Source organism: Bradyrhizobium genosp. P (genome assembly GCF_049949265.1).
Classification (GTDB): Bacteria; Pseudomonadota; Alphaproteobacteria; order Rhizobiales; family Xanthobacteraceae; genus Bradyrhizobium.
On record NZ_CP188195.1, the window covers coordinates 3,764,761 to 3,789,683 of the forward strand.

General features: G+C 64.5%; 17 protein-coding genes. 7 read left to right on the top strand and 10 right to left on the bottom strand.

What is annotated here, in order from left to right; translation table 11 throughout:
• Positions 1–31: 31 nt before the first annotated feature.
• The 4 genes from ACP2YO_RS18295 to ACP2YO_RS18310 all read right to left on the bottom strand — a co-directional run bounded on the left by ACP2YO_RS18295 (position 32) and on the right by ACP2YO_RS18310 (position 4,204).
• Positions 32–592 (bottom strand): N-acetyltransferase family protein, encoded by a 561-nt coding sequence (locus ACP2YO_RS18295; RefSeq protein ID WP_426442093.1) that lies wholly within the window; start codon positions 590–592, stop codon positions 32–34.
• 18 nt (positions 593–610) lie between these two features.
• Positions 611–2,968: an Orn/Lys/Arg decarboxylase N-terminal domain-containing protein gene (locus ACP2YO_RS18300; RefSeq protein WP_426442094.1), complete on the bottom strand. Its 2,358-nt coding sequence runs from the start codon at positions 2,966–2,968 to the stop codon at positions 611–613.
• 141 nt (positions 2,969–3,109) lie between these two features.
• A complete protein-coding gene (locus ACP2YO_RS18305) occupies positions 3,110–3,532 on the bottom strand; it encodes a cupin domain-containing protein (RefSeq protein WP_426442095.1) in 423 nt (140 codons plus the stop codon).
• Positions 3,533–3,625: 93 nt separating this feature from the next.
• A complete protein-coding gene (locus ACP2YO_RS18310; protein WP_426442096.1) occupies positions 3,626–4,204 on the bottom strand; it encodes a tetratricopeptide repeat protein in 579 nt (192 codons plus the stop codon).
• Between the two features lie 260 nt (positions 4,205–4,464).
• Here ACP2YO_RS18310 and ACP2YO_RS18315 point away from each other — a divergent pair, with 260 nt between their 5' ends.
• Entirely contained in the window at positions 4,465–4,851 is a 387-nt protein-coding gene (locus ACP2YO_RS18315) for an ester cyclase (RefSeq protein WP_426442097.1), read from the top strand.
• Between the two features lie 120 nt (positions 4,852–4,971).
• Here the strand turns inward: ACP2YO_RS18315 and ACP2YO_RS18320 are convergent, their stop codons facing one another.
• Both ACP2YO_RS18320 and ACP2YO_RS18325 read right to left on the bottom strand, forming a co-directional pair.
• The gene (locus tag ACP2YO_RS18320) at positions 4,972–6,705 is read right to left on the bottom strand and encodes an adenylate/guanylate cyclase domain-containing protein (protein ID WP_426442098.1); all 1,734 of its coding nucleotides are present in this window, start codon (positions 6,703–6,705) and stop codon (positions 4,972–4,974) included.
• A gap of 162 nt (positions 6,706–6,867) precedes the next feature.
• Positions 6,868–11,580 (bottom strand): IPT/TIG domain-containing protein, encoded by a 4,713-nt coding sequence (locus ACP2YO_RS18325; RefSeq protein ID WP_426443234.1) that lies wholly within the window; start codon positions 11,578–11,580, stop codon positions 6,868–6,870.
• Between ACP2YO_RS18325 and ACP2YO_RS18330 the strand changes: the two genes are divergently transcribed.
• Entirely contained in the window at positions 11,465–11,830 is a 366-nt protein-coding gene (locus ACP2YO_RS18330) for a hypothetical protein (RefSeq protein WP_426443558.1), read from the top strand. The two genes, ACP2YO_RS18325 and ACP2YO_RS18330, sit on opposite strands and share 116 nt — an antisense overlap.
• Before the next feature lie 1,126 nt (positions 11,831–12,956).
• Here the strand turns inward: ACP2YO_RS18330 and ACP2YO_RS18335 are convergent.
• Positions 12,957–13,511 (bottom strand): PAS domain-containing protein, encoded by a 555-nt coding sequence (locus ACP2YO_RS18335; protein ID WP_426442099.1) that lies wholly within the window; start codon positions 13,509–13,511, stop codon positions 12,957–12,959.
• A 487-nt stretch (positions 13,512–13,998) separates the two neighbouring features.
• Between ACP2YO_RS18335 and ACP2YO_RS18340 the strand changes: the two genes are divergently transcribed.
• Both ACP2YO_RS18340 and ACP2YO_RS18345 read left to right on the top strand, forming a co-directional pair.
• Positions 13,999–14,799, top strand: a complete 801-nt coding sequence (locus ACP2YO_RS18340; protein WP_426442100.1) for a rhomboid family intramembrane serine protease — start codon at positions 13,999–14,001, stop codon at positions 14,797–14,799.
• A gap of 188 nt (positions 14,800–14,987) precedes the next feature.
• Complete coding sequence (locus tag ACP2YO_RS18345; protein WP_426442101.1) at positions 14,988–15,416, top strand: CBS domain-containing protein; 429 nt, start codon at positions 14,988–14,990, stop codon at positions 15,414–15,416.
• A gap of 3 nt (positions 15,417–15,419) precedes the next feature.
• Here ACP2YO_RS18345 and ACP2YO_RS18350 read toward each other — a convergent pair whose 3' ends face one another.
• The gene (locus ACP2YO_RS18350; protein ID WP_426442102.1) at positions 15,420–16,466 is read right to left on the bottom strand and encodes a patatin-like phospholipase family protein; all 1,047 of its coding nucleotides are present in this window, start codon (positions 16,464–16,466) and stop codon (positions 15,420–15,422) included.
• A 239-nt stretch (positions 16,467–16,705) separates the two neighbouring features.
• Here ACP2YO_RS18350 and ACP2YO_RS18355 point away from each other — a divergent pair, with 239 nt between their 5' ends.
• The gene (locus tag ACP2YO_RS18355) at positions 16,706–17,776 is read left to right on the top strand and encodes a hypothetical protein (RefSeq protein WP_426443235.1); all 1,071 of its coding nucleotides are present in this window, start codon (positions 16,706–16,708) and stop codon (positions 17,774–17,776) included.
• 235 nt (positions 17,777–18,011) lie between these two features.
• Entirely contained in the window at positions 18,012–20,441 is a 2,430-nt protein-coding gene (locus ACP2YO_RS18360) for a putative bifunctional diguanylate cyclase/phosphodiesterase (protein ID WP_426443236.1), read from the top strand.
• 104 nt (positions 20,442–20,545) lie between these two features.
• Here the strand turns inward: ACP2YO_RS18360 and ACP2YO_RS18365 are convergent, their stop codons facing one another.
• Both ACP2YO_RS18365 and thrS read right to left on the bottom strand, forming a co-directional pair.
• Entirely contained in the window at positions 20,546–21,109 is a 564-nt protein-coding gene (locus ACP2YO_RS18365; protein WP_426442103.1) for a nitroreductase family protein, read from the bottom strand.
• A gap of 86 nt (positions 21,110–21,195) precedes the next feature.
• Positions 21,196–23,241: a threonine--tRNA ligase gene (gene thrS / locus ACP2YO_RS18370; protein WP_426442104.1), complete on the bottom strand. Its 2,046-nt coding sequence runs from the start codon at positions 23,239–23,241 to the stop codon at positions 21,196–21,198.
• A 217-nt stretch (positions 23,242–23,458) separates the two neighbouring features.
• On the opposite strand from thrS, the gene ACP2YO_RS18375 reads away from it, so the two are divergent.
• The gene (locus ACP2YO_RS18375) at positions 23,459–24,712 is read left to right on the top strand and encodes a hypothetical protein (RefSeq protein WP_426442105.1); all 1,254 of its coding nucleotides are present in this window, start codon (positions 23,459–23,461) and stop codon (positions 24,710–24,712) included.
• The last annotated feature ends 211 nt before the right edge of the window (positions 24,713–24,923 follow it).

The following is a 24,923-nucleotide window of genomic DNA, read 5'->3' on the forward strand; positions in this document are numbered from 1 at the left end:
ACGACGGCGGGTGGGTGTTTCGCTTGCCCCATCACCTTCTCGACAGCGGCGCGGGCGGGGGCGGCTCGGTGCTCCCCGCGGCGAGCGAGCGCTGCATCATGACGCTGTCGGACCAGTGGCCGTAGCGGTAGGCGACGCTGGGCAAATGGCCGACGCGGGCGAAGCCGAACCGCTCGTGCAGCGTCAGCGAGGCGGCGTTGTCGGAGTCGATATAGCCGATCATCTGGCGGAAGCCCGCCGCGGCGCAGGTGTTGATCAATTCCTGCAGCAGCTTTCCGCCGACGCGCTGGCCGACATATTGATGATGCACGTAGATCGAATGTTTCACTGTATAACGGTAGGCGGGGCGCTTGCGGAACAGCACGACATAGGCGTAGCCGACCACCTCGCCATCGCAGACCGCGACCAGATGCGGCAGGCGGGTGTTGCGCAGGTTCTTGCGACGGTCGCGCAGATCGTCGGGCTCCGGCGTACCGCTATCGTCGACGCTGTCCTCGACGCCATGCCGGATATGGCGGCGATAGATCGACAGCATCGCGTCGACGTCGCTGTCGCGCGAGGCGCGCACAGTGATCTTGTGGTCATTCTCCATTGCGTGCAGTCCGTCCGCTTATTCCGATACGACGTAAGTATAGAAGCGGACGCGGCCGGACGCATCGATTTCCTTGTAGACGCCCTGGATCTCGACCTCGAAGCCGGGGAATGCGTTGAAGCTCGCCTCGAACATCTTGAGATAATCGATCATCGGGCGGCTCTGCTCCGACAGACGCTCGCCGGGCACGATGGTGGCGATGCCGGGCGGGTAGACCACGAACGGTGTCGCCGCGACGCGGCCGAAAACCTCGTCGATCGGCAGATAGTCGACATCGTTGCGGATCAGATAGCGCGACGCCTCGCGCGGCGACATCACGATCTCGGGCAGGTGCTCGGGCAGGAACTGCTTGGCCTGCAACGTGCTGACGCCGGCGTCGCGGAAAAAACGGTGCATGTCGCCGCAGAGGTCGCGCAGCCGCACGCCGGCATAGCGGCCCGGCCGCCGCCGATAGAATTCGGGGATGGCGTCCTCGAGCAGGGCGTTGTCGTCATGCAGCTTCTTGAAGGCGACCAGCCCCGAGATCAGCGTGCCGGCCTTGCTGGCCTCGACGCCGGGCGTCAGCAGGAATAGCAGGGAGTTGAGGTCGTTCTTCTCGGCGACGATGCGGTTCTCGCGCAGATATTGCGCCACCACGGGTGCGGGGATGCCGTGGTCGGCATAGGCGCCGGTGGCGTGATCGAAGCCCGGCGTTAGCAGCGTCAGCTTGTTCGGGTCGGTCATGGCGAAACCCGCCACAGTTTCCGGGAAGCCGTGCCAGGTCTCGCCGGGATTGAGCTGCCAGTAGGACGGGTTGGTCGCGAGCTGGTCGGTCGAGATCGTCTCCCAGGCGACGTTGTGTACGCCGCCCTCGCGCGCGACGTCCGGGATCATCACCCTATCAGGCACGAACGGCTCGAAGAACCAGCGCCGCTCGGCGCGCGTCTCCTTTTCCTCGAACTCGCGCTTGACGGCGCGGATCTTCTTGCGCAGCTCGATGCCGAGCCGGATCGTGTCGTCCCACAGCACTTCGCCGGATCGTCCCTTCATCATCTGCGCGCCGACGTCGAGCGAGGCGAACAGCGGATAGAACGGCGAGGTCGAGGCGTGCTGCATGAAGCTTTCGTTGAAGCGGCGGTGCTCGACGCGACGCTTCTGACCCTTGATGTGGCGGTCGCGGATGTGGATCTGCGAGGCCTGCGAGAAGCTCGCGAGCTGCTTGTGGGTCGATTGCGTCGCGATGATGCCGGGCGCCTCGGGGCCGAGATCGGACAGCCCCATCGCGAAGCGGCCGGTATAGATCGGGTGGAATTTCATGAAGCCGGCCCAGGCCTCGTCGAACAGGATGTAGTCGCAGAGATGGCCGATCCGCTTGAGGATCATCTCAGCGCTGTGGATGGTGCCGTCATACGTGCACTCCTCGACCACGGCGACGCGGAACGGACGCTCTTTCTTCCAGGCGTTCTCGTCCTTGACCAGTGGGTGCTTGCGGATGGCGTCGCGAAGCGCGCTTTCGTCGAGCAGGTCCCAGCGCATCGGGCCGATCAGGCCCCAGGCGTTGCGTACTGTCGGGACATAGACCGGAATGCCGCCGCCGATCATGAGCGCGCCGTGATGGGCGGCCTTGTGGTTGTTGCGGTCGAACAACACGAGGTCGCCGTCGGTGACGAGCGAGCCGAGCGCGACCTTGTTGGAGGTCGAGGTGCCGTTGAGCACAAAATAGGTCTTCTCGGCGCCAAAGATTCTGGCTGCCTCCTTCTGCGCCTTCAGCGCCGGCCCCTCATGGGTCAGGAGGTCGCCGAGGTCGAGCACGGAATTGTCGAGGTCGTCGCGGAACACGGCCTCGCCGAGGTGCTCGACGAACACCCGGCCGATCGGGCTGCGGCTGTAGAACACCCCGCCATTGTGCCCCGGGCAGGTCCAGAGCTGGTTGCCTTCCTCGGCATAGTCGACCAGGGCGCCGAAGAACGGCGTCTTCAGGTTCTCGGCATATTGCTTGAGCCTGGAGATCAGGTTCTTGGCGATAAACGGCGGCGTTTCCTCGGAAAGGAACACATAGCCGTCGATGAAATCCAGCACCTCGACCGGAAGGTCCTCGAACCGCTTGCGACGTATCAGCAGGATGATCGGGAAGTCCAGGCCTCGCCGGCGCATCAAATTGATCAGCGCCGCGGTCTTGCCCTCAAGCCCCTTCTTGCCCCAGTCGACCACCATGCAGCCGATCGCGGCGTCGGTCTGCACCGCGATCTCGGCATCTTCCAGCTTGCGGGCGCGGACCACCTCGAAGCCGGACCGCTCGATTTCGGTGATGATCTGGTTGAAGCGGATGCCTTCGAGGTCGTCGGCTTCGAAAACCGGGGCGGCGAACAGGAAGTTGAAGCGTTTGAAGTAGTCCATGCGTGTCCTCGAACTGGTCCGGCTGAACCTGTCCGCACAATTCATGACAAGCAGATGACAGTGCAGGCGGGGCTGTTGGACGGGCTGATCCAGCGGAAATGTGAGACGCTCAGGTGTTCGGCCGTACTGTCCTGGAGACGATCAAGGGGCCACCGGCACCAGGCCGTAGCGAAGCATCGTCTGCTTCATCTTCGCCGGATCAGGCGCGCCGCCGGCCAGCAGCGCAGCCATTTCCCTGAAATATTGCGGCCCGAGCGCGCCGGGGCTCAGCATGCAGAGGCAGGTCGCCGGACTATCCGAGCGGTTGGTGAAGCTGTGGACGATGCCGCGTTTGATGAACACGGTTTCGCCGGGGGCGAGATCGATGTCCCGGCCGTCGACCTGCCAGGTCGAGACGCCGGACAGGCCGTAGATCGTCTCGTCCCAGTTCTCGTGATAATGCGGGATCGGCATCCGCGCATTCGGCTGCAACGTCATCTCGAAAAGATCGATGCTGCCGCCGGTGGTCTCCTTGCTCTGCAGGAATCTGAGCTGCAGCGCACCGATTTCAATCGATTCGCCCATGGTAGCCTCGCGAGGTTAGCGTGCCACGATAACGGATGGCACGCAGCGAGGCCAATCGCGCAATCTACCGCCCGGCGACAGCCCGGTCGCGGGTCAGTACACGAGCGCGGTGCCTGGCGGTTTTTCGAGCGCCGCCGCCAGCGTGCGATACTCGTCGCAGTCGGTGCCGCAGATCGAAGCGATCCGGCTCAGATGGTATTGCGCCTGATCGCGATTGCCCTGTTCGAGCTGCCACAGGCCGTAATAGTTCCACGTCAGCACATGGTTCGGATCGGCCTTCAGCGCGCGCTCGTACCAGACCTGCGACTGCTTGTAGTCGCCGAGCTTGCGATAGGAGTAACCGATCAGATTGGCGACGTTCGGATGATCGTCACGCCCGAGCGCATGCAATTGATCGATCGCGCCGGCATAGTCGTTGCGTTCGTAGATGGTCGCATAGGCCGTGCGGTAGCCCGCGCGAAATGCCGGATCCTCGAGGGTCGACTGCTTGGCGGGCTTCTTCTTTTGCGTGGTCTTCCTGTCCTTCTGCTGGGGAGGGGGCGGCGGCGGAGAACTGTAGTCTGCGCCTCCACCTCCCCCTCCAGCCGCCAGGGTGGCTTGCGGTGCGCAAAGGATGATCGGCGCCGCGAGGGTCGCCGCAAGCGTTGCAAGCTTCATCAGTGACTTGGTCATGCAAACCTCCCGATTTCGGATTGGGCCGTCGTGGGTCAGAAGCAACAACTCCCCGTCGCCGCAGACATTCCCGGCGGTCTGAAAAAATCTTTGCGGCAATGGAGGCGAAACTAACTTTCATGTCAGAATCTCGATGTGCGACGGCACGGTGATATTGGGTGGACGGGAACGGAGTCGATGTCCGGGAAATTGTTGGGCGAGGGCGGGAGCTGACCTCGTCCCTCTTTGACGACAATCGCGGAACCACAGGTGCAGGGACCATGAACGGGACCGATCTCGCCGACATCTACCGAAACTACATCGCCTGCCTGAATCGGCAGGACTGGGCGCAGCTCGGACAGTTTGTCGACGCCGACGTGCGCCACAACGGCCGGCCGTTCGGGCTCTCAGGTTATCGCGCCATGCTGGAGCAGGACTTTCGCGACATACCGGACCTTCGTTTCAACATCGATCTGCTGGTTTGCGATACGACCCGTGCCGCAAGCCGGCTGACGTTCGACTGCTCGCCGAAGGGAGAATTCCTCGGCCTCGACGTCAACGGCAGGCGGGTCTCGTTTGCGGAAAATGTATTCTACGAATTTCGCGGCGGAAAGATCGTGCAGGTGTGGTCGGTCATCGACAAGGTGGCGATCGAGGCCCAGCTCTAAGAGCGTTTTCAAGCGAAGTGGATACCGGTTCGCGTGAAGAAAACGCGTCAAAACAAGAATCTAGAGCCCCGTTCCGATTTGATCGGAACGGAAACGGCTCTAGCGGGACGCAAACGGCGGCTATTTATGCTCCAGATGCCACGCGCCATCCCAATCCGCCGCGGGGGGATTCTGTCTGAACGCCTCGACGCGCGCCTTGAATGCCATCGACGGCCCGTCGCCCGGCACAGCGTCCAGCGCTGCCCCAAATGCGCGCTCCGCGTCGTCCCAACGGCGCTCGCGATAGGCCTCGAGTCCGTCGGCGTAGTGCTGCCGGAGCTCTGCCTGTGCCGGCGTCAGCTCGCCGATCTTGGCCAGGATCTCGAACACGGTTTGCGGCTGGGTCTGGCCGACCACGACCAGCCGGTCGATCTCGCGCAGCTCGATCGTCGCCGCACAGGATGCGGCGGTCGTTTCCGAGATCAGGCAGCGGCTGCCGTAAAACTTGTTGGCGCCTTCCAGTCGTGAGGCGAGGTTCACGGTGTCGCCGAGCACGGTGTAGCTCATCATGAATTCGGAGCCGATGCTGCCGACCAGCACCTCGCCGGTGGCGATCCCGATCCGGATGTCGCAGTCGGTCGGGATCGCGCGCACGCCGAGCAGCTCGGGCAATTCCTTGCGCAGCTGGGCGACGCGGCCGGTCATGTCTATCGCTGCAAGGGCCGCGAGATGGGTCTGCTCGGATTCATCGACAAAGGGGGCTCCCCAATAGGCCATGATGGCGTCGCCGATATATTTGTCGATGATGCCGCGATGCGCATGGATCGGCTCGGACATCGTCGAGAGATAGAGGTTCATGATCTTGACGAGGCCGCGCGGCGTCACGCCTTCGCTCAGGGTGGTAAAACCCTTCATGTCGCAGAACAGCACCGTCATGACACGGCGTTGTCCCTCGGTCGCGGCGATCGCGGGCTCGTCGAGCAGCCCTTCCGCGACACGCGGGTTGATGTAGCGGCCGAAGGTTTCGCGGATGCGCTGGTTGTGGCGCAAGGTCTCGATCATGCGGTTGAAGGCGGCCGAGAGCTGGCCGATCTCGTCCTGCGTCGTGATCGTGATGGCGCCGTCGAGCCGGCCAGCCTCGACCTCGCGGGTGCCTTCCAGCAGCCGCATCACCGGGCGTGTGATGCCGCTGCCGACCAGCATCGCGAACACGAAGCCGAGCACCGCGGCAATCGTGGTGACGATGGCCGAGATGATGATGGCGTGCTGCTGGGCACTCATCACCGTCTTGGCGCTGGCGCCGACCTGCGCGAGCATATCCGCTCGAATGCCTTCGATCCTGGCGTTGAAGTCGTCGCGCAGGCCCTCCGCGCGACGCATCGTCTTCCTGGCAGAGGTGAAATCCTTCGCGTCGAGTTCACCGAGCAGCGTCTTGTTTTCCGTGTTCAGCCGGACAAGCAGGTCGTTGAGCGTATTTTCGATCCGGTCGTCGATGCGGCCGAGCGCGGCATTGTCGGAGGGGGTAGAGGGATCCTCGATGATTGCATCGATCAGCTTGCGTGCGGCATCGGCCTCCTGGCTGATCACGGGTTCGATCTCGTCGAAAGTCTTGCGCGCGGCAGCGTAGGTTTCGTCTTCCGCCGGCTCCTGCATCTTCGCCATCATCATCCGCCGCATGGCCAGCGAACGCTCGAGGGAACGGACGTTGATGCGGGCGAGATGGGCGTAGGCGGGAATGTAGCGGTTGGTCAGCTCGCCGAGCAGATGGCCGACCTGGCCCGCCATGACCATCGACAGCACCGACGTGACCACGGCAAGCACGATCAGCCCCGCGGCAATGCCGACGATCTTCTGCCTGATCGAGTTTCGAAACATGCCCTGCGCCACTCCGGCCGCCGCTACGATACGCGGGAATTAGGCCGTGTACCCATAAATTGGTTTAGTTGCGAGCCGCCGGCAATGTCCGTTTTCCGCGCCGGCCTCAAATGGGATAATGCGCCGTGTCCGAGAGGTGCCCCAGATGGGACGTTGGCTAGTCTAGAATGGAACGTTTCCGCGCGCGCGGAAGGTCCATATCTGGACGTTGCCGCCGATGCCGCCGAGTTCGGCACCGATCGCGACCTGGGCGCCATTGGCGAAGCGCGCGGCCAAGCCGCCGGTTGCCCGTGCCGACCAGCCTTCGAGCAGCGGAACAGAGGCAAGTAGCGGTGCCCCTGCGAGCGCCACGGCGGCCGCATCATCGCCGGTGAAATAATAATCCGCGTAGAGGCCCGCATAAGGCGCGAGCGCCACGGTCGCGCTGGCGAGCCACGGATAGCTGACCTTGAGGCCGGCCGAGGCGCGGCCGGTGAAGAAGCTGCGCTCCGCCTGCGGCGTGCCGAGCGAGTCGGTGTAGGCGTTCTCATTTTCCCAGAGCGCGTAGACCCTGGCCGAAGGTTCGATGTCGAAGCCATGGACTTTGGTGTCACCGGTCAGGCCGCCCGACACCAGCCAGCGATGTCCACTGAAGTCGCCAGAGGCGGTGCCAGCGCTGCCGTCATAACCAATTCCGGAATAGACCGCCGCCGCATCGAAGCGCAATCCCGGCGCGAACTTCCAGCCGAGGTAGGAACCGACGGTCCAGCCGTCGCCCTTGAGACGGCCGGACAAGGTGTCGGACTTGTAGTCGAAGGTCTCGTAACCGCCGACCGCACCGACCAGGAAGTTGGGCGTGATCCTGCGCGTCAAACCGATCAGCGCGTTGATCTGGCTGCCGTACAGGACCGAGGCCGCCGTCGGCGAGCCCGAGCGATTGATGCCGGCCCCCCTGACGTCCGCCCAGAACAACCATTCCTTCGGCTCGGTGTAGCGCAGCGGCGCCGCCTTCGCAGGCATCGCGTTGCGATCGATTGCGGCGAAGGCGTCGTCGACGCGTGATCTGCCGCGGGGCGACTGTGGTTGCGCGTAGCGGTCGGCACTGCCCGGCAAACCGCTGTTGGCAGTGGAACCTGTATACGTCCCATTCCAGCGGTCGGTGACCGGGCTCTCGGACGTCGTCCCATGCGGCCGATCCGGATCGGCCGAGAAATTGAAGCGCAAGCCGCCATCACTTGGCGTCACCAGGTCACCGCCGTCGCCGAACCCGTCCGAGATCGCGGTGTCGATCGCGCCCGAAATCGCAGACCCGGAATTCTGCGCAACCGTCTTGGTTGCGATGATCTGCAACGCACGCAGCTTCAGGCTGTCCTGGGGGGTGCTGACGGACTGCAGCAATGGCGACGATGCGCTGGCCGAGAAACTGGTATTGCCGGCATAGACGGCGGTGATGGTGTGATTGCCGAGCTTGAGCGCCGAAGTCGTCAGCGCGGCGGTGCCGCCCGCCAATGTCGCGGTGCCGATCGAGACGCCGCCGTCGTCGAAGGTCACGGCACCGGTCGGCGTGCCACTTCCGGTGCTCACGGTCGCCGTAAAGGTCACGGACTGCCCGACCTCGCTCGGATTCTTCGATGAGACCACGACCGTCGCGGTGGCCGGCATGGTGTAGGTGTAAAGGCCACTTCCCGTCGCGGTGCCGCCCGCAGCGGTTACGCTGATGTCGACTGCGCCCGCGGCATGGGCCGGCGTCGTCGCGGTGATCGAGGTCGCGCTGTTGACCGTGAAACCGGTCGCCGCCACGCCGCCGAACGTCACCGACGTTGCACCGGTGAGATTTGCCCCGCTGAGAGTGACGCTGGCGCCCCCCACCGTCGTCCCCGAATTGGGCGAGATCGATGTCACCGTTGGGATTGAAGAATATGTGTAAAGGCTGCTCCCAGTCGCGGCGCCGCCGGGTGTCGTCACCGCAACATCGACCGTGCCCGCAGCATGGGCCGGCGTGATCGCGGTGATCGAGGTCGCACTATTGACCGTCAGGCCTGTGGCAGCCACGCCGCCGATGGTGACTGACGTCGTCCCGGTGAGGCTCGTCCCGGTGATGGTGACACTGGTGCCGCCGGCCGTCGTACCGCTGTTGGGCGAGATCGCAGTTACGGTCGGCGCCGCAGAGTAGGTGTAGAGCCCGGTGCCCGTGCCGGCGCCGCCGGGTGTCGTCACCACGATGTTGACTGTGCCTGCCGGATGGGCCGGCGTGGTCGCGGTGATCGAGGTCGCGCTATTGACCGTCACGCCCGTGGCGGCCACGCCACCGATCGTGACCGACGTCGCCCCGGTCAGGTTCGTGCCCGTGATGGTCACGGCTGTACCGCCCGCGATCGGACCGCTGGCCGGCGAGATCGCAGTCACGGTCGGAGCCGAAGCGTAAGTATAGAGCGCGGCCCCCGTTCCGGTGCCACCGGTTGTCGTCACCGCAACATCGACCGTGCCCGCCACATGGGCTGCTGTGGTCGCGGTGATCGAGGTCGCGCTGACGACGGTCACGCCGGTTGCTGCCACGCCGCCGATAGTAACGGATGTCGCTCCGGCGAAGTTCGTGCCGGTGATGGTAACGGCTGTACCGCCGGCGGTCGAACCGATGGTCGGTGAGATCGATGTGACGCTCGGTATCGACGCATAGCTGTATAATCCGGTACCCGTTCCAGTGCCACCGGGCGTCGTCACGGCCACGTCGACCGCGCCGGCCGCATGGGCCGGCGTGGTCACGGTGATCGAGGTCGCACTGACGACTGTCACGCCGGTGGCTGCCACCCCGCCGATGGTCACGGAGGTCGCCCCGGTGAGGCCTGTTCCCGTGATGGTGACAGCGGTGCCGCCGGTCGTCGTGCCGCTGTTGGGCGAAATCGCGGTCACGGTCGGCGCCGAGACGTAAGTGTAGAGTCCGGTGCCCGTTCCGGTGCCACCGGGTGTCGTCACCGCGACATTGACTGTGCCTGCGGCATGGGCCGGCGTCGTCGCCGTGATCGAGGTCGCGCCGACGACCGTGACGCCGGTCGCCGCCACCCCACCGATGGTGACGGAGGTCGCCCCGGTGAAGCCTGTCCCGGTAATGGTGACCGAGGCGCCCCCGGCCGTCGTACCGCTGTTGGGCGAGATCGCAGTCACGGTCGGCGCCGCAGAGTAGGTGTAGAGCCCGGTGCCCGTGCCGGTGCCGCCGGGTGTTGTCACAGCGACGTCGACCGCGCCGACCGCATGGGCCGGCGTGATGGCATTGATCGAGGTCGCGCTGACGACCGTCACGCCGGTGGCGGGTACCCCACCGATGGTGACGGATGTCGCCCCGGTGAGATTCGTGCCGGTGATGGTCACCGCTGTACCGCCAGCGATCGGACCGCTCGTCGGTGAAATTGCAGTCACGGTCGGCGCCGAGACGTAAGTGTAGAGTCCGGTGCCCGTTCCGGTGCCACCGGGTGTCGTCACCGCGACATTGACTGTGCCTGCCGAATGGGCTGCTGTGGTCGCGGTGATCGAGGTCGCGCTGACGACCGTCACGCCTGTTGCTGCCACCCCACCGATGGTGACGGATGTCGCGCCGGTGAGATTCGTGCCGGTGATGATCACCGCTGTACCGCCCGCGATCGGACCGCTGGTCGGCGAAATCGCAGTCACGGTCGGCGTCGCAATATAAGTGTAGAGTCCGGTCCCCGTTCCGGTGCCACCGGGTGTCGTCACCGCAACATCGACCGTGCCCGCCGCATGGGCTGCTGTGGTCGCGGTGATCGAGGTCGCGCTGACGACCGTCACGCCTGTTGCTGCCACGCCGCCGATGGTGACGGATGTCGCCCCGGTGAGATTCGTGCCGGTGATGGTCACCGCTGTACCGCCAGCGATCGGACCGCTCGTCGGCGAAATCGCGGTCACGGTCGGTGCCGAGACGTAAGTGTAGAGTCCGGTGCCCGTTCCGGTGCCACCGGGTGTCGTCACCGCGATATTGACTGTGCCTGCCGAATGGGCCGGCGTGGTCGCGGTGATCGAGGTCGCGCTGACGACGGTCACGCCCGTTGCTGCCACGCCGCCGATGGTAACGGATGTTGCCCCGGTGAGATTCGTGCCGGTGATGGTCACCGCTGTACCGCCCGCGATCGGACCGCTGGTCGGCGAAATCGCAGTCACGGTCGGCGCCGCAATGTAAGTGTAGAGTCCCGTGCCTGTTCCGGTGCCACCGGGCGTCGTCACGGCAACATCGACTGTGCCCGCCGCATGGGCCGGCATGGTAGCAGTGATCGATGTCGCGCTGACGACGGTCACGGCTGTTGCTGCCACCCCACCGATGGTGACGGATGTCGCCCCGGTGAAGTTCGCGCCGGTGATGGTCACTGAGGTGCCGCCGGCGACCGGACCGCTGGTCGGCGAAATCGCAGTCACGGTCGGCGCCGCAATGTAAGTGTAGAGTCCCGTGCCTGTTCCGGTGCCACCGGGCGTCGTTACGGCAACATCGACTGTGCCCGCCGCATGGGCCGGCGTGGTAGCAGTGATCGATGTCGCGCTGACGACGGTCACGGCTGTTGCTGCCACCCCACCGATGGTGACGGATGTCGCCCCGGTGAAGTTCGCGCCGGTGATGGTCACTGAGGTGCCGCCGGCGACCGGACCAGTTGTAGGACTGATCGAACTTACTGTCGGAGCCGCGGCATAAGTGTAGTGGTCCGCGGCGGTCAACGTGCTCGTTCCGAGCGACGTCGCCACCGTAACGTCGACGATGCCCGCGGTGCCCGCCGGAGCGGTGACGGTCATCGACGTCCCTCCGGCATTAACCGAGTTCACGGTCGCAGAGGTTACGCCGAACTTCACCGTGTTGCTGGCCGGCGTCGTATTGAAACCAGTACCGGTGATGGTCACCGAATTGCCACCGCCTAACGGCCCGCTGGCGGGGCTGATGCCGGTCACCGTCGGCGACGTTGCGGGCAATGTCACCGAAAAGGCAAAAGGCTGGTTAGCCGGACACGGACTCGCCGAACACGAAGGATTATTGCTTACGTATAGATTAAAACTATCCGCGGCCGCACCACCAGGCACGGAGATAAGCTTTATGGTTATGGTATCTATGCCGTGCCCAGTGCTGTCCGCAACATTCCAGGTAACAGCGTAGTGCGCATTCGATGTGTTGTAAGGATCATCGGGACTATTTCCAAGCGGAAAAAATACAGCCGTATCCGTGCCTTGAACCGCATAGGCGCCGAAATCCGCCGTATCGCAACCTGAAATATCGACATCTTGAGTTGCGTTGATGCTCGAAAAGACAAGATTGGCCGAACAAGGGGCGGCCTGAGCGGCTTCCGGCAACCCCAAGGCGAGGAGAGCGACGGCGAGCATGGCGGCAGCAAACGGCCGCGCCCGGCCTCCGCCGAAAGGAATCATCAAAGTGGAAACGAGCGTCGGACCGATGCGACGCAGTATTGCGGCAAAGGCCGTTCGCCAAAGGGCCCGACGGTTGGCGAAGGCCGCGAGAAGCAAAAGCTGCGCGACCGGCAGAGGCAGCGTTTTTAGGAAACCACTGAACTGGAAATGTCTTGTGAATCTGAAACGGCTTGGCGAAAAACCGCACCAAGGGCTGGCCGCCGCCTGCGCGGCACAATAGTCGGCCGTGCGGTATGCCGCACTCCGTTTTTTTGGCATTCCCACGTGACACCCCTGCCTCCACGACGCCGGCAATATCAACGTCGCTTATTCCAAGAAGACTCGTAAACGAGAGAGCGCCGGATAACAATTTGTCGTTGTGGCAGATGGCGGTATTCTAACCGATGTGACAGAACGGCCACTCACATGCTGCGCTACGCGCGAAAGGTAGCGAGAACAGGTTGATGGGGCGGTCGCGAGGCGCCGGGCGCAAGTTCGCGATTGCTCCTAAACGCGCGTCGCTCTTCCGCGTGTCATTGCGGGCAGTGCCGAGCCGGTGATCGGCCGCGTCTTGCGCGATGCGACCGGCCATCCGCAAAATGCGCCTGTCACGGAAATTGCCGTGTCTCACCTACGGGGTGCAGTCCACACTGTCACCGCAATTCGTAATTTAGATACGGCTTGCGCAATTTCGGAATAATGGAATTGTGCTGCTGATTTGCCCGACGTGTCAAGTTGTCGTGTCGAACGCCGGCAGCCGCCCGCTACTTTGCATGGGGTTGTTTTCGATATTTTGGCAGTGCGCCCCCCCGCGGAGGCAGGCTATCACATATGCGCATGTGCAGGTGGCGACCCTGAGCAAGGTGAAGTGTCTGCCGCTAGCGTAGGCCCTCGTACACCATCAGGCCGCGCGCGATCGCGAGCTTTCGCAGTGCACGCGGCACAAATCTCTCCGGCGGGTGCAGATAGCGCCACGATGTCAGCACCAGATCGCTCAGCTTCGCGGCGTTGTCCTCGAAAGGGGCAAGCAGCCCGGTGAGGCTCGCGGGCACATGGACGCGGGCGGTGAAGGGCAGCAGCAGCAATTCGAGATGCGCGCGCTCGCCGGTCTCGGTGGTGGCCGTGATGCCCGCGATCGCAGGCAGCGTCTCCTCGGCGACGCAGGTGATGATGTCCTCGATCTCGCCGCGGCTCTCGCCGGCGAACAGCGCCGAGAAACTCCGGTGCTTGAGGTCGCAACCGAGCAGGGCGCTGGTACGGGTGCCGGCGACCCGGAAGGGATAGCCTGCCTCGCCGTCATAGGAGAGCACGAAAATGTCAGCCAGGAGCTCACGCACCGCGGACGGCTCGAACTCGCTTCGGTCAGGTGCGCGCGCATTGCCGCGTTTCGCATTCCAATAAGCGAAAAACTCGCGGCTGGACTTATGTTTCATTCGAAGAACCTTGCCCGGCGCCTGTCTCAGCGGGACACATCTGTCCCGGTTTCGTGCACGCGCCTTCCCTTCTCTGTTGTGCAGGGAAGGCTTTGCAGCGTCCATGCCGGGGCCGCGTTTTGGGCGGCTTATCGACGTCTTTACGTCGTTAACGTAAATTTAACTATACGCTTGGCGCCGGCGGCAGGCCCGCGTAGGGTCCCGCCATTCCCGTTTGCGCCGGTTGTCTCCAAGGGCCGGCGGCTTACGTATGCAGGTGGCGTCAAACAGTTTGGTCGTCGCGCGGGGAGGGGTGGGGATGCACTCCCGATCCTTCTGGGGCGCGAGAAGATCAACCGAATGAGGGAGGGCGTTCTCAGCGCCCTCCCTTTTCTTTCGCCGAGGTCACTGTCCAGGGTGGGGACTGATTTCGGGGGTGTGCACTTGCACAGTGCCGCCAAAGCCGCCTATCTGAGGCTCAACCGCCGCATTCGAGGTCATCGACCCCTTGGACTCTCCACCCGAATCCCCGCTCGCGCCGCCGCCGGAGGCGCCGCGCGAGCCGATCCTGACGCTGCCGCCGGCGCTCACCGCCTACATCGTTCTGATCGCGGTGATCCATCTGCGGGTATTGCTGCCGCCGGAGATGGAAGACTGGACCACCGACGTCTTCGGCTTCATCCCCAAGCGTTACGATTCGACGCTGCTCGATGTTACGTTTCCGGGCGGGGCCGGCGCCAAGGTCTGGACCTTCGTCACCTATTCGCTGCTGCACGCCAATCTCACCCATATCGGCTTCAACGTGCTGTGGCTGTTGCCGTTCGGCAGCGCACTGGCACGGCGCTTCGGCGCTATCAGATTCTTCGTCTTCATGGCCGTGACGGCCGCCGCCGGCGCACTCGCGCATCTGTTGACCCACGAGCACGCGATTGCCGCGATGATCGGTGCATCGGCGTCGGTGTCCGGGACGATGGCGGCGGCGATCCGCTTTGCCTTCGTGAAGGGCAGCTTTCTCTCGTTCAACCGGGGCGACGCCGAGGCTGCAGCCAAGGTGCCGGCCCTGCCGTTGTCGCGCGCGCTGCGCGACGGGCGCGTGCTCGGATTCCTGGCGATCTGGTTCGCCGTCAACATCGTGTTCGGCGTGGGCTCGCTTGCGATCGGCGCCGCCGGTGTGAGCGTCGCTTGGCAGGCCCATATCGGTGGCTTTCTCGCGGGGTTGCTGCTGTTCTCGCTGTTCGATCCGATACCGCATGCGCGAAATGATGATGCTGCAGATGCGTCGTCGGTCGACCAATCCGGCCGCGTCTGATCGCCGCTTGCGGCGCGGGTCGGATTCCTTCATCATCTTCACAACCCAAGGCGGGCCGGCTGACAAAATACGGCCGTGCCATTGACCGCGCCCCGGAACCGAAATCGGCGCGGAACTGTTGATTGAACACTCAACGAACAGGCTCGATCCCCGCTCAAGGGGACGCGAACGGATTCAGGGAGGCGACAATGACGGTACGTTCCATTCTCGATGCAAAGGGCCATCAGATCATGAGCGTCGAGCCGGGCGCGAAGCTCTCGGTTGCGGTCAAGCTGCTCGGCGAGCGCAGGATTGGCGCGGTGCTGGTGATGGATCAGGGCCGGATTGAAGGCATCTTGTCCGAGCGCGACATCGTGCGCGTGCTCGGCGAGCGCGGCGCCGGCGCGCTGGATGAGCCGGTGAGCGCGGTGATGACGAAGAAGGTCGTCAGTTGCCGCCAGTCTGACACGGTCAGTGCGATCATGGAGATGATGACGACGGGCAAGTTCCGCCATCTGCCCGTCGTCGAGGACAGCAAGGTGGTCGGGTTGATCTCGATCGGCGACATCGTCAAGCGCCGCGTGCAGGAATACGAGCACGAGCAGGAAGCGCTGCGCGACTATATCAAGACGGCCTGAGCGCTACTTGTCCGTCGCGCCGTTACCGGTCGGCGGCGACACCAGGATGTCGACCGCCTCCTGGATCGAGTCGATGGCGCGTTCGGCTGCGCGTATGCCGTGCGCGATCAGATCGTCGGCGCGGTGGAAATCGAACCAGCCGATCTGGCCGACGCGTGGCGAGATCAGCAGATCGGGCGGGTCTCCGGCCAGGCGCGCGCGGGTGATGCGGTCTTGCATGATGTTGAAAGCGTCCACCATGACGCTCGAGATGCCCGGCCGCGCGGCGCTACCGAAGAACTCCCGCTTCACGGTGCGTTCGGCCGAGAAGAAGCGGCTGAAGCGGCGCTTCGGAGGTTCGGGGTCGAGCGAGGGCTCGTCCGTCACCGCGACCGTCACCTCGGGTGTGGCTGGCTGGCCGTGATTGTAGATCGTGGTCGAGTGCGCGAACACGTCGCTGGAGAGGTTGGCCGCAATCACGATCTCGGCGCCGAGCGCGCGGGCGGCTGACACCGGCACGGGGTTGACCAGCGCGCCGTCGACCAGCCAGCGGTCGCCGATCAGGACAGGTGCGAAGATGCCGGGCAGGGCGTAGGACGCGCGCAGGGCGTCGACCACGCGGCCGTGGGTCAGCCAGATCTCGTGGCCAGTCCGCACTTCCGTCGCGACGGTGGCGAATTTGACGGCGAGATCCTCGATCAAGGACTGCCCCATCGCCAACTCGAGCTCGGCGGCGAGCTTGGTGCCGCCGATCAGGCCGGAGCCTGAGAGGCGGATATCGAGATAGCCGAGGACGCTGCGCGGCTGCAGGCTGCGCGCCCATTGCTCCAGCTTGTCGATATGGCCGGTCGCATAGGCGCCGCCGACGACGCCGCCGATCGAGGTGCCGACCACGACGCTGGGGACGATGCCATGGGCAAGCAGGGCCTTGATGATGCCGATATGGGCAAAGCCGCGTGCGGCCCCGCCGCCAAGGGCAAGCCCAATCACGGGACGGCGAACCGTTCCCAACCCTATCTTGTTGGGTCCGTCAGAGCCCCTATGGCCTCGGCCCATCCAACTATCCAACACGACAGCATCTCCTTCGGGGCGGGAGACTAGACCCCGTAGCTCGGCTCCGCCAGAATCGTCATTATCCATGGTATATATGCATGGTTTATGCCCGGCTGGATCGCCGTAGGTGGAGATTGTGACTTGACCGCGACGCTCGGACTAACGTCGGCTGGAACCGCCGGGTTCCAATGGGGCAGTGCCCCTCTTGAGCGCCGGGAAGGCTTGAATTTGCCGCGTTTTCGTTGAAAAGCATGGCGATGACTTTAAGGGGCAATGGCATCGGCGGATGCGGGCGGGGCAGACGGCTACTCCCGCTGTTGATGCTTGCGGCAATCGCTGCCTCGCTGTTTCCTGGACCCGTCTCGGCCCAATGGTTCGGCGATCGACCGCCGCCAGTGCCGCCGGCCTCGGTACCCGACGTACCGTCCGGTCCGGCGCTCAATCTGGCGCCACCCTCCGGATCGGGGTCAGGCCCGGTCCTGCCGGGGCCGTTGACCCAGCCGACCATCGTCCAGCCATCGATCGCGACTGTTCCACCGGTGGTGCCGCCGCCGGGCGCTTCGACCGCGGGTCAGGCGGTGCTCTCGCTGACGGCGCGGTACGGCAAGGACCTGCCCGTCATTAACAGCGGGTTGGTATGGCGGGTGTTCGCCGACAAGCCTGATGGTACCGGCACGTTCAAGATGGTCCGCGAGGAGCGCGGGGCGACGCCCAACATCGTGCTGCCGCCCGGCAGTTATGTCGTCCACGTCGCGCTCGGCCTCGTCAGCGCGGTGCGGGCGGTCAATTTGAAATCGGAAACCGACCGCGAGTCCTTCGTCCTGCCGGCCGGCGGCCTGCGGATCGAGGGCCGGGTCGGCACCAGCAAGATTCCCGCGAACCAGATCGCGTTCGCGATCTACAAGGGCAGCCAGTTCGACGGCTCGGATCGCGGTGCGCTGGTGCCAAACGTCGCCGCCGGCGATGTCGCGCTGCTGCCGGAGGGCACCTACTACATCGTCTCCAACTATGGTGACGCCAACTCGGTGGTGCGCTCGGACATCCGCGTCCAGGCCGGCAAGCTGACCGACGTCATCGTCACCCATCGCGCGGCCGTCATCACGCTCAAGCTGGTCAGCGACAAGGGCGGCGAGGCTCTCGCCAACACCGCTTGGTCGGTGATCACGCCGGGCGGGGACGTCATCAAGGAATCGATCGGCGCGTTCCCGCGCGTCGTGCTCTCAGAAGGCGAATACCGCGCGATCGCCAAGAACGAGGGCAAGGTGTTCGAGCGCCCGTTCAACGTCGTCAACGGCGTCGACGGCGAGGTCGAGGTCATCGCGCGTTGACCGTCAGGCGTGGCCGCATTTCATGCAACTGTCATAGTCTCTAAGGCCGGCTAACCATCGCGCGACTTTGAGCTGTCATAATCGCCACGACGCCACGCGGTTTCTCCATTTTTTACACGACGTTAAGCCCGGGTTGGCTTGGATGCTGCGGGGACAAGCGTTTGCGTGAACGGGGCGTACCGTGGCCGTGGCCAACAAGAAATCGGAAAAGGCGTCAGCCAAATTCAGCAGCGAGATGTTCGCGGATGTGGCGGTCCTGCAGCGCAAGTGGCAGGCGGCCGTCAGCCCGGGCGAGAAGCTGCCGCGCTATGAAGACGTGATGCTGGGCAGCCTTGGCCGGCTTGCGGATCACATCGCGCTCCTGCGCGATGACGATGGCGCGCTGCGCGTCTCCCATACCGGCCGCTACATCCAGACATGGCTGAACGACGAGCGCTGGGATATCCCGCTCAGCGCGCTGCCGCCGGATTGCGCGACCGCGCTCGGAGAGGCCGCGGCGAGCGCGCGTCAGAACAGCCGTCCCTATCTCGCGTCGGCGCATTGCGTGCGCGACGGCCTGGTGCGGACCTACGACGTGCTGGCGTTGCCGACACGATCGCGCTGGGGCGGCACCCTGGTCGGCGTCTACGTCAACGAACGCGATACGCAGTATAATCTGCTGGATACGATTTTCTCCGCCACCGACGAAGGCGTCTTGTCGCTTGCGGCGATCCGCGATGCGCGCGGCGAGCCATCCGACTTCCAGATCGTGCATCTCAACCAGGGTGCCGCGAGGCTCTTGATGCAGCCCGCGACCGATTTGCTGTGGCGTCGGCTCGACGCCGGCGGCAACCTGCTTGCCGCGCCCGAGGTGACCGGCCGGCTGCGCGAGTTCGTCAGACGAGGCGGCGGCGGGCAATTCGAAATCGACAGCGGTGATCGCTGGCTTCGGCTCGGCGTCACGGCCTTCGGCGACATGCTGTCGCTGACGGTCTCCGACGTCACGGCGATGAAGCGGCGCGAGGATTCATTCCGCCTGCTGTTCGAGAACAACCCGATGCCGATGTGGGTGTTCGATGCCGGCACGATGGAATTCCTGAGCGTCAACGACGCCGCGATTCAGCACTATGGGTATGCCCGCGAAGAATTCCTCGGCATGACGCTGCGCGAGATCTGGCCGCAGGACGAATGGGCCATGCACGGCGAGGCGTTGCGCGAGCTGGGCGACGTTTATCAATCCAGTCGCGACTGGCGGCACGTCAAGGCCGATGGCAGCGAGATCCATGTGCTGACATTCGGGCGCAAGGTGGCGTTCGATGGCCGTGACGGCTACCTGGTCGCCGTGGTCGACATCACGGAGCGCCGTGCCGCCGAAGCGCGGATCGCCCACATGGCGCACCATGACGGGCTCACCAACCTGCCGAACCGCGACTTCTACCAGCAGCGCCTGCGCGAGGCGCTGGAACGCAGCCGGTCCGGCAACAAGCGCGTCGCGGTGATGTGCGTCGACCTCGACCTGTTCAAGAACGTCAACGATTCCTTCGGTCATCCGATGGGCGACCGGCTGCTCAAGCTGGTGGCGGAGCGGCTGGGATCGGCTGCAGGCGGCGACAATCTGGCGGCTCGCCTCGGTGGCGACGAGTTCGCGATCGTGCTGGCCGCCGACGTTTCGCCGAACGAAGCGAGCGCCTTTGCCGAGCAGCTTATCGCTGTCCTGAGCGCGCCGTATGACATCGACGGGCTCGAAGTCGTGGTCGGCGCCAGCGTCGGCATCGCGCTGTCGCCGAGTGACGGCACGACGACGGAGGAATTGATGCGCAACGCCGACATGGCGCTGTACCGCGCCAAGTCCGAGGGCGGCGGCGTGCATCATTTCTTCGAACCCGAGATGGATCAGCAGGCGCAGAAGCGCCGCGACATGGAGCGCGACTTGCGTGCAGCGTTCGCCAATGGCGAGTTCGAACTGTACTACCAGCCGCTGGTCGATATCGCGGCGGATCGCATCAGCGGCTTCGAGTCGCTGCTGCGATGGCACCATCCGCAGAAGGGCATGGTCTCGCCCGCGGAGTTCATTCCGGTTGCCGAAGACATCGGCTTGATCGTCGCGCTCGGCGAATGGGTGTTGCGCGAAGCCTGTTCGGAAGCGGTGAAATGGCCCGCGAATGTCAAGGTCGCCGTCAATCTGTCGCCGGTGCAGTTCCGCAGCCGCAACCTGGTGCAGGCCGTGATCTTGGCGCTGGCGCATTCCGGCCTGTCGCCGCGACGGCTCGAACTCGAGATCACCGAGTCGGTGTTCCTGGCGGAGACCGAGGCCAACCTCGCGATCCTGCATCAGCTGCGCGAGCTTGGCGTCAGCATCTCGATGGACGATTTCGGCACCGGCTATTCCAGCCTGAGCTACCTGCGCAGCTTCCCATTCGACAAGATCAAGATCGACCGGTCCTTCGTCAAGGACCTGGCGCGGCGCTCCGATTGCCTTGCGATCGTGCGCGCGATCTCCGGCCTTGGCCGCAGCCTCAACATCACCACGACGGCGGAAGGGGTCGAAACCGTCGACCAGCTCGATTGGCTGCGCGCCGAAGGCTGCAACGAGGTGCAAGGCTTCCTGTTCAGCGCTGCCAGGCCCGCGCGCGAGATCGAAGCGCTGCTGGCGGGATTTGCCGATCGGGCGTCGAGGGCGGCGTAGCCGTCCCTGTGCTCGTCATGCCCGGGCTCGACCCGGGCATCCATCGCTCTTCGAGAAGCGCTTTGGTTGATGGATTGCCGAGTCAAGCCCGGCAACGACAAATCTCAGAACCGCGTCACGATATCCGACAGGGACGGGCGCGGACGATCCTCGCTCGGCTTGGTCGGCGTGCCGACATGGATCAGGCCGACGAGCTTTTCGTCCGCCTTCAGGCCGAGACCGTCGAGCACATCGCGGTCGGAGACGTACCAGCCGGTGAGCCAGCAGGCGCCGTAGCCGAGCGCGGTTGCCGCGGTCACGAGGTTCATCGCGCTTGCGCCTGCGGACAGCTCCTGCTCCCAGGGCGGCACTTTCGGATGCGGCTTGGTGAAGCTGACCAGGCCGATCACCAGCGGCGCATCGGTGAGACGCTTCTTCTCGACCTCGATGTCGGATGCCGACGCGCCAGGGTTCTTCCTGGCGAAGACCTTCGCGATCACGTCGCCGGCGCGGGCACGGGCATCGCCTTCGAACACGATGAAACGCCAGGGGGCGAGCTTGCCGTGGTCGGGCACACGCGCGCCGATGGTGAGGATGGTTTCGAGCTCGGTGGGCGAGGGGCCGGGCCCGGTCATCTCGCGCGGTTTCATCGAGCGGCGGGTCTTCAGAAGTTCAATCGCATCGGGCACGGAAATGTCCTTGGAGGTGATAGCCGTGCCCCCGAGATAGGGACACGGCCGGGCCTGCGAAAGCCTGTTTAGACCGATTGTGAAGATCAGGCCACCGCGCGTGCCCGCTTCACATCCGGCGGGGTCGCTTCATCGACCAGGGCTGCGATGGCCTCATCGGTCGGCATGACGGTCTGCCGTTCGCTGCCGAGGCGGCGGACCGACACGGAATGCGTCTCGGCCTCCTTCTTGCCGACGACGAGCAGCGCCGGAATCTTGGCCAGCGAATGCTCGCGGACCTTGTAGTTGATCTTCTCGTTGCGCAGGTCGATCTCGACGCGCAGGCCGGCGCGGCGTGCCGCTGCCGCCACCACCTTGGCGTATTCGTCGCCCTCGGAAGTGATGGTGGTGACCACGAGCTGCGTCGGCGCGAGCCAGAGCGGGAAGTTGCCGGCGTAATGCTCGATCAGGATGCCGATGAAGCGCTCCATCGAGCCGCAGATCGCGCGATGCACCATGACGGGCACCTTCTTGCCGCCGTCGTGATCGATATAGAACGCGCCGAATCGTTCGGGCAGGTTGAAGTCGACCTGGGTCGTGCCGCATTGCCAGTCGCGGCCGATGGCGTCGCGCAGCACATATTCGAACTTCGGCCCGTAGAACGCTCCTTCGCCCGGATTGATCTCGGTCTTGATGCGATTGCTGCCCTTGGCCTTGATCTCCGAGAGCACGGTCGCCATCACGCGCTCGGCGTGATCCCACATCTCGTCGGTGCCGACGCGTTTTTCAGGGCGGGTCGAGAGCTTGACCGTGAGCTCGCCATCGAAGCCGAAATCCGCGTAGGTCGACAGGATCAGGTCGTTGATCTTCAGGCACTCGTCGGCGAGTTGCGCTTCGGTGCAGAACACATGCGCGTCGTCCTGGGTAAAGCCGCGCACACGCATCAGCCCGTGCATCGCGCCCGACGGCTCGTAGCGGTGCACGACGCCGAATTCGGCGAGCCGCAACGGCAGGTCACGGTAGCTCTTCAGGCCGTGCTTGAAGATCTGCACGTGTCCCGGGCAGTTCATTGGCTTCAGCGCAAACCAGCGCTTGTCCTCGGCCTCGTCGCCGGCCGACTGCGCCGCGAACATGTTCTCGCGATACCAGTCCCAGTGCCCCGAGGTCTCCCACAACGACTTGTCGAGGATCTGCGGCGCGTTGACCTCGTTGTAGTCCTCGGCCAGCCGACGCCGCATATAGGCGATCAGCTGCTGGAAGATGGTCCAGCCCTTCGGGTGCCAGAACACCACGCCCGGGCCTTCCTCCTGGAAGTGGAACAGGTCGAGCTCGCGGCCGAGCTTGCGGTGGTCGCGCTTCTCGGCCTCCTCGATCTGTTTCAGATAAGCATCGAGGTCTTCCTGCTTGGCGAAGGCCGTGCCGTAAATGCGGGTCAGCATCGGATTGTTGGAATCGCCACGCCAGTAGGCGCCCGCGACCTTCATTAGTTTGAAGGCGTTGCCGATCTTGCCGGTCGAGGTCATGTGCGGGCCGCGGCACAGATCGAACCAGTCGCCCTGGAAATAGATCTTGATCGGCTCGTTGCCGGGAATGGCGTCGACCAGCTCGACCTTGAAGGCCTCGCCCTTGTCGCGGAACACCTGTTTGGTCTTTTCGCGATCCCAGACTTCCCTGGTGAACGGCTTGTCGCGCGCAATGATCTCGCGCATCCGCTTCTCGATCGCGGCGAAATCTTCCGGCGTGAACGGCTCGTTGCGGAAGAAGTCGTAATAGAAACCGTTCTCGATTACCGGGCCGATCGTGACCTGGGTGCCCGGCCACAGCGACTGCACGGCTTCGGCCAGCACATGTGCGGCATCGTGCCGGATCAGCTCCAGCGCGCGGGCATCGTCGCGCGCGACGAAGTCGATCCGCGCATCCGCTTCGATCGGGTCGTTGAGATCGCTGAGTGAGCCGTTGAGTGCCATCGCCACGGTGCGCTTGGCGAGCGAAGGCGAGATGCCCTTCGCGATATCGAGGCCGGTGGTGCCTTTGGGAAATTCTCGCTTCGCCCCATCGGGGAAGGTGATCGCGATCTTGTGCAGGGGTTCGGCCGGTCTGAGGTTTGAGAGGCTGTACTGGAATCCGGATTCGGATTTGGGCGTGTCCGTCATTGGTGTCTCCTATGGCTCACTCCTGCGAACGAGCGCAGGTAAGCGGAAGCAGCGGTATAGCAGGGGATTCGGGCAGAACAAGCTGGCAATATCAAGAAAACCGGCGCCGGGAGTTGCGGAACGACCGCTGCCCCGGTACGCCACCGAACGTTGCGACCCCGCGGGTCATCGTCTAACGTCGGAGGACATTTTCCGCATCTCGTGGTCCCGTCATTTCATGCTTGCCCGCATCTTGTTTCTCGTGGCTTCGCTGTCGATCCCGGGCGCATTGTGCGCCGAAGAAACGCCGGTCGAGAAAGCCGGATTTGCGCCGAGGCTGACGATCTATCTCGCCAAGGGAGCACCGGATTCCTGCGGGCCTGGTTGCGATCGCTGGATCGCCATCGAAGGCGAGATTGACCGGGATGCGGCGGCCCGCATCCGCCGCTTCCTCACCGGCGTCAAGGACACGCAGCGGCCGATCTACCTTCATTCGCCCGGCGGCAATGTGGAGCAGTCCTTCGCCATCGGGCGGTTGCTGCGCAGTCGCAAGGCGATTGCCCGGATCGGCCGGACGACCGCGACGGCGTGCGCCGCGGGCACGCAGGTCGACGCCGCGTGCCTGAAGGTCAAGAACGCAACCGGCGAGGTCGAGGCCGATCTCACCACCCGCAACGCGATGTGCAATTCGGCGTGCGGCTACCTGTTTCTCGGGGCGGCGTCACGCGAGGTGGCGCCCGACGCGGCGATGGCGGTGCATAACTCGAAGCTGACATTCGTGGTCCACGGACATCCGCCGCCGCAGGCGGTCGCAGACTACAGGCGGCGCGAAATGGTGACAGCGGATCGGGACCGCGTGGCCTTCGTTGCGGCGATGGGGATCAGCCGCGAGCTCAACGATCTGATCCGGACGGTGAAGTTCGAAAGCCATCACGTGCTGACGCGATCCGAGCTCTATCGTTTCGGGATCGATACGCGGCCGTTGCCCGAAACGGCGTGGACGCTGGAGAAGGAGGAGCGGCCCATTATCCGCAAGATCGCGCTGGAGAAGCGGGACAACGACGCTTCGTTCCGGACGTTGGAATGGCGTCTGTTCTGCGAGAACAAGGATCGCGCGCGGCTGATGTTCGTCCGGGAACTCGACGAGGGCAGCGCCGGCGAGAGGACGGTCGTGATGATGGCCGGCGCCGACAAGTCGGTGGCGTTCGGGAGATTTCCGGTGCGGATCGGGAAATACCAGGTCTGGAGCGATGTGGTGATGCCGGACACCTTCAAGGCGATGTTGGCGGCCCGGCATCTGCAGGTGGGCGAAACCGCGTCGACGTCCGACGACAAGGCCGGACCCACGACATTCGACATCGCTACGGCCGGCCTTGAGCCGGCGTGGACGCAACTTCTGGCGTCGTGCCCGGCGCCCACGCCCGTCGCGAAGCCCGTGGGCCCGTTGCCGGCTGCCGCGTTGCCAAGCGTAAGCGCCGCGCCCGCGCGCTGAGCGCAACCGCCGACGCGGCCGCGTCGAACTACGCGCGCTATCACAGCCGAGTGACTCAGTCAGTGATCCGCGTCAGGATTGCCTTGAAGTTCACGCCGGGCAGTTGCAGCGCCTCGCCCTCGAAGTCGACCATGTCGCCGTTCGCCGCGAAGCCTGCCATTGATCGCGTAGAGAACACCGGTACCGGTGCCATGGACCGTGTGATATTTGA

Bases quoted from the DNA above. Each gene is read 5' to 3' on its own strand.
- ACP2YO_RS18295 (WP_426442093.1), bottom strand. From the start codon at position 592: ATGGAGAATGACCACAAGATCACTGTGCGCGCCTCGCGCGACAGCGAC.
- ACP2YO_RS18300 (WP_426442094.1), bottom strand. From the start codon at position 2,968: ATGGACTACTTCAAACGCTTCAACTTCCTGTTCGCCGCCCCGGTTTTC.
- ACP2YO_RS18305 (WP_426442095.1), bottom strand. From the start codon at position 3,532: ATGGGCGAATCGATTGAAATCGGTGCGCTGCAGCTCAGATTCCTGCAG.
- ACP2YO_RS18310 (WP_426442096.1), bottom strand. From the start codon at position 4,204: ATGACCAAGTCACTGATGAAGCTTGCAACGCTTGCGGCGACCCTCGCG.
- ACP2YO_RS18315 (WP_426442097.1), top strand. From the start codon at position 4,465: ATGAACGGGACCGATCTCGCCGACATCTACCGAAACTACATCGCCTGC.
- ACP2YO_RS18320 (WP_426442098.1), bottom strand. From the start codon at position 6,705: ATGTTTCGAAACTCGATCAGGCAGAAGATCGTCGGCATTGCCGCGGGG.
- ACP2YO_RS18335 (WP_426442099.1), bottom strand. From the start codon at position 13,511: ATGAAACATAAGTCCAGCCGCGAGTTTTTCGCTTATTGGAATGCGAAA.
- ACP2YO_RS18345 (WP_426442101.1), top strand. From the start codon at position 14,988: ATGACGGTACGTTCCATTCTCGATGCAAAGGGCCATCAGATCATGAGC.
- ACP2YO_RS18355 (WP_426443235.1), top strand. From the start codon at position 16,706: ATGACTTTAAGGGGCAATGGCATCGGCGGATGCGGGCGGGGCAGACGG.
- ACP2YO_RS18360 (WP_426443236.1), top strand. From the start codon at position 18,012: ATGTTCGCGGATGTGGCGGTCCTGCAGCGCAAGTGGCAGGCGGCCGTC.
- thrS (WP_426442104.1), bottom strand. From the start codon at position 23,241: ATGACGGACACGCCCAAATCCGAATCCGGATTCCAGTACAGCCTCTCA.
- ACP2YO_RS18375 (WP_426442105.1), top strand. From the start codon at position 23,459: ATGCTTGCCCGCATCTTGTTTCTCGTGGCTTCGCTGTCGATCCCGGGC.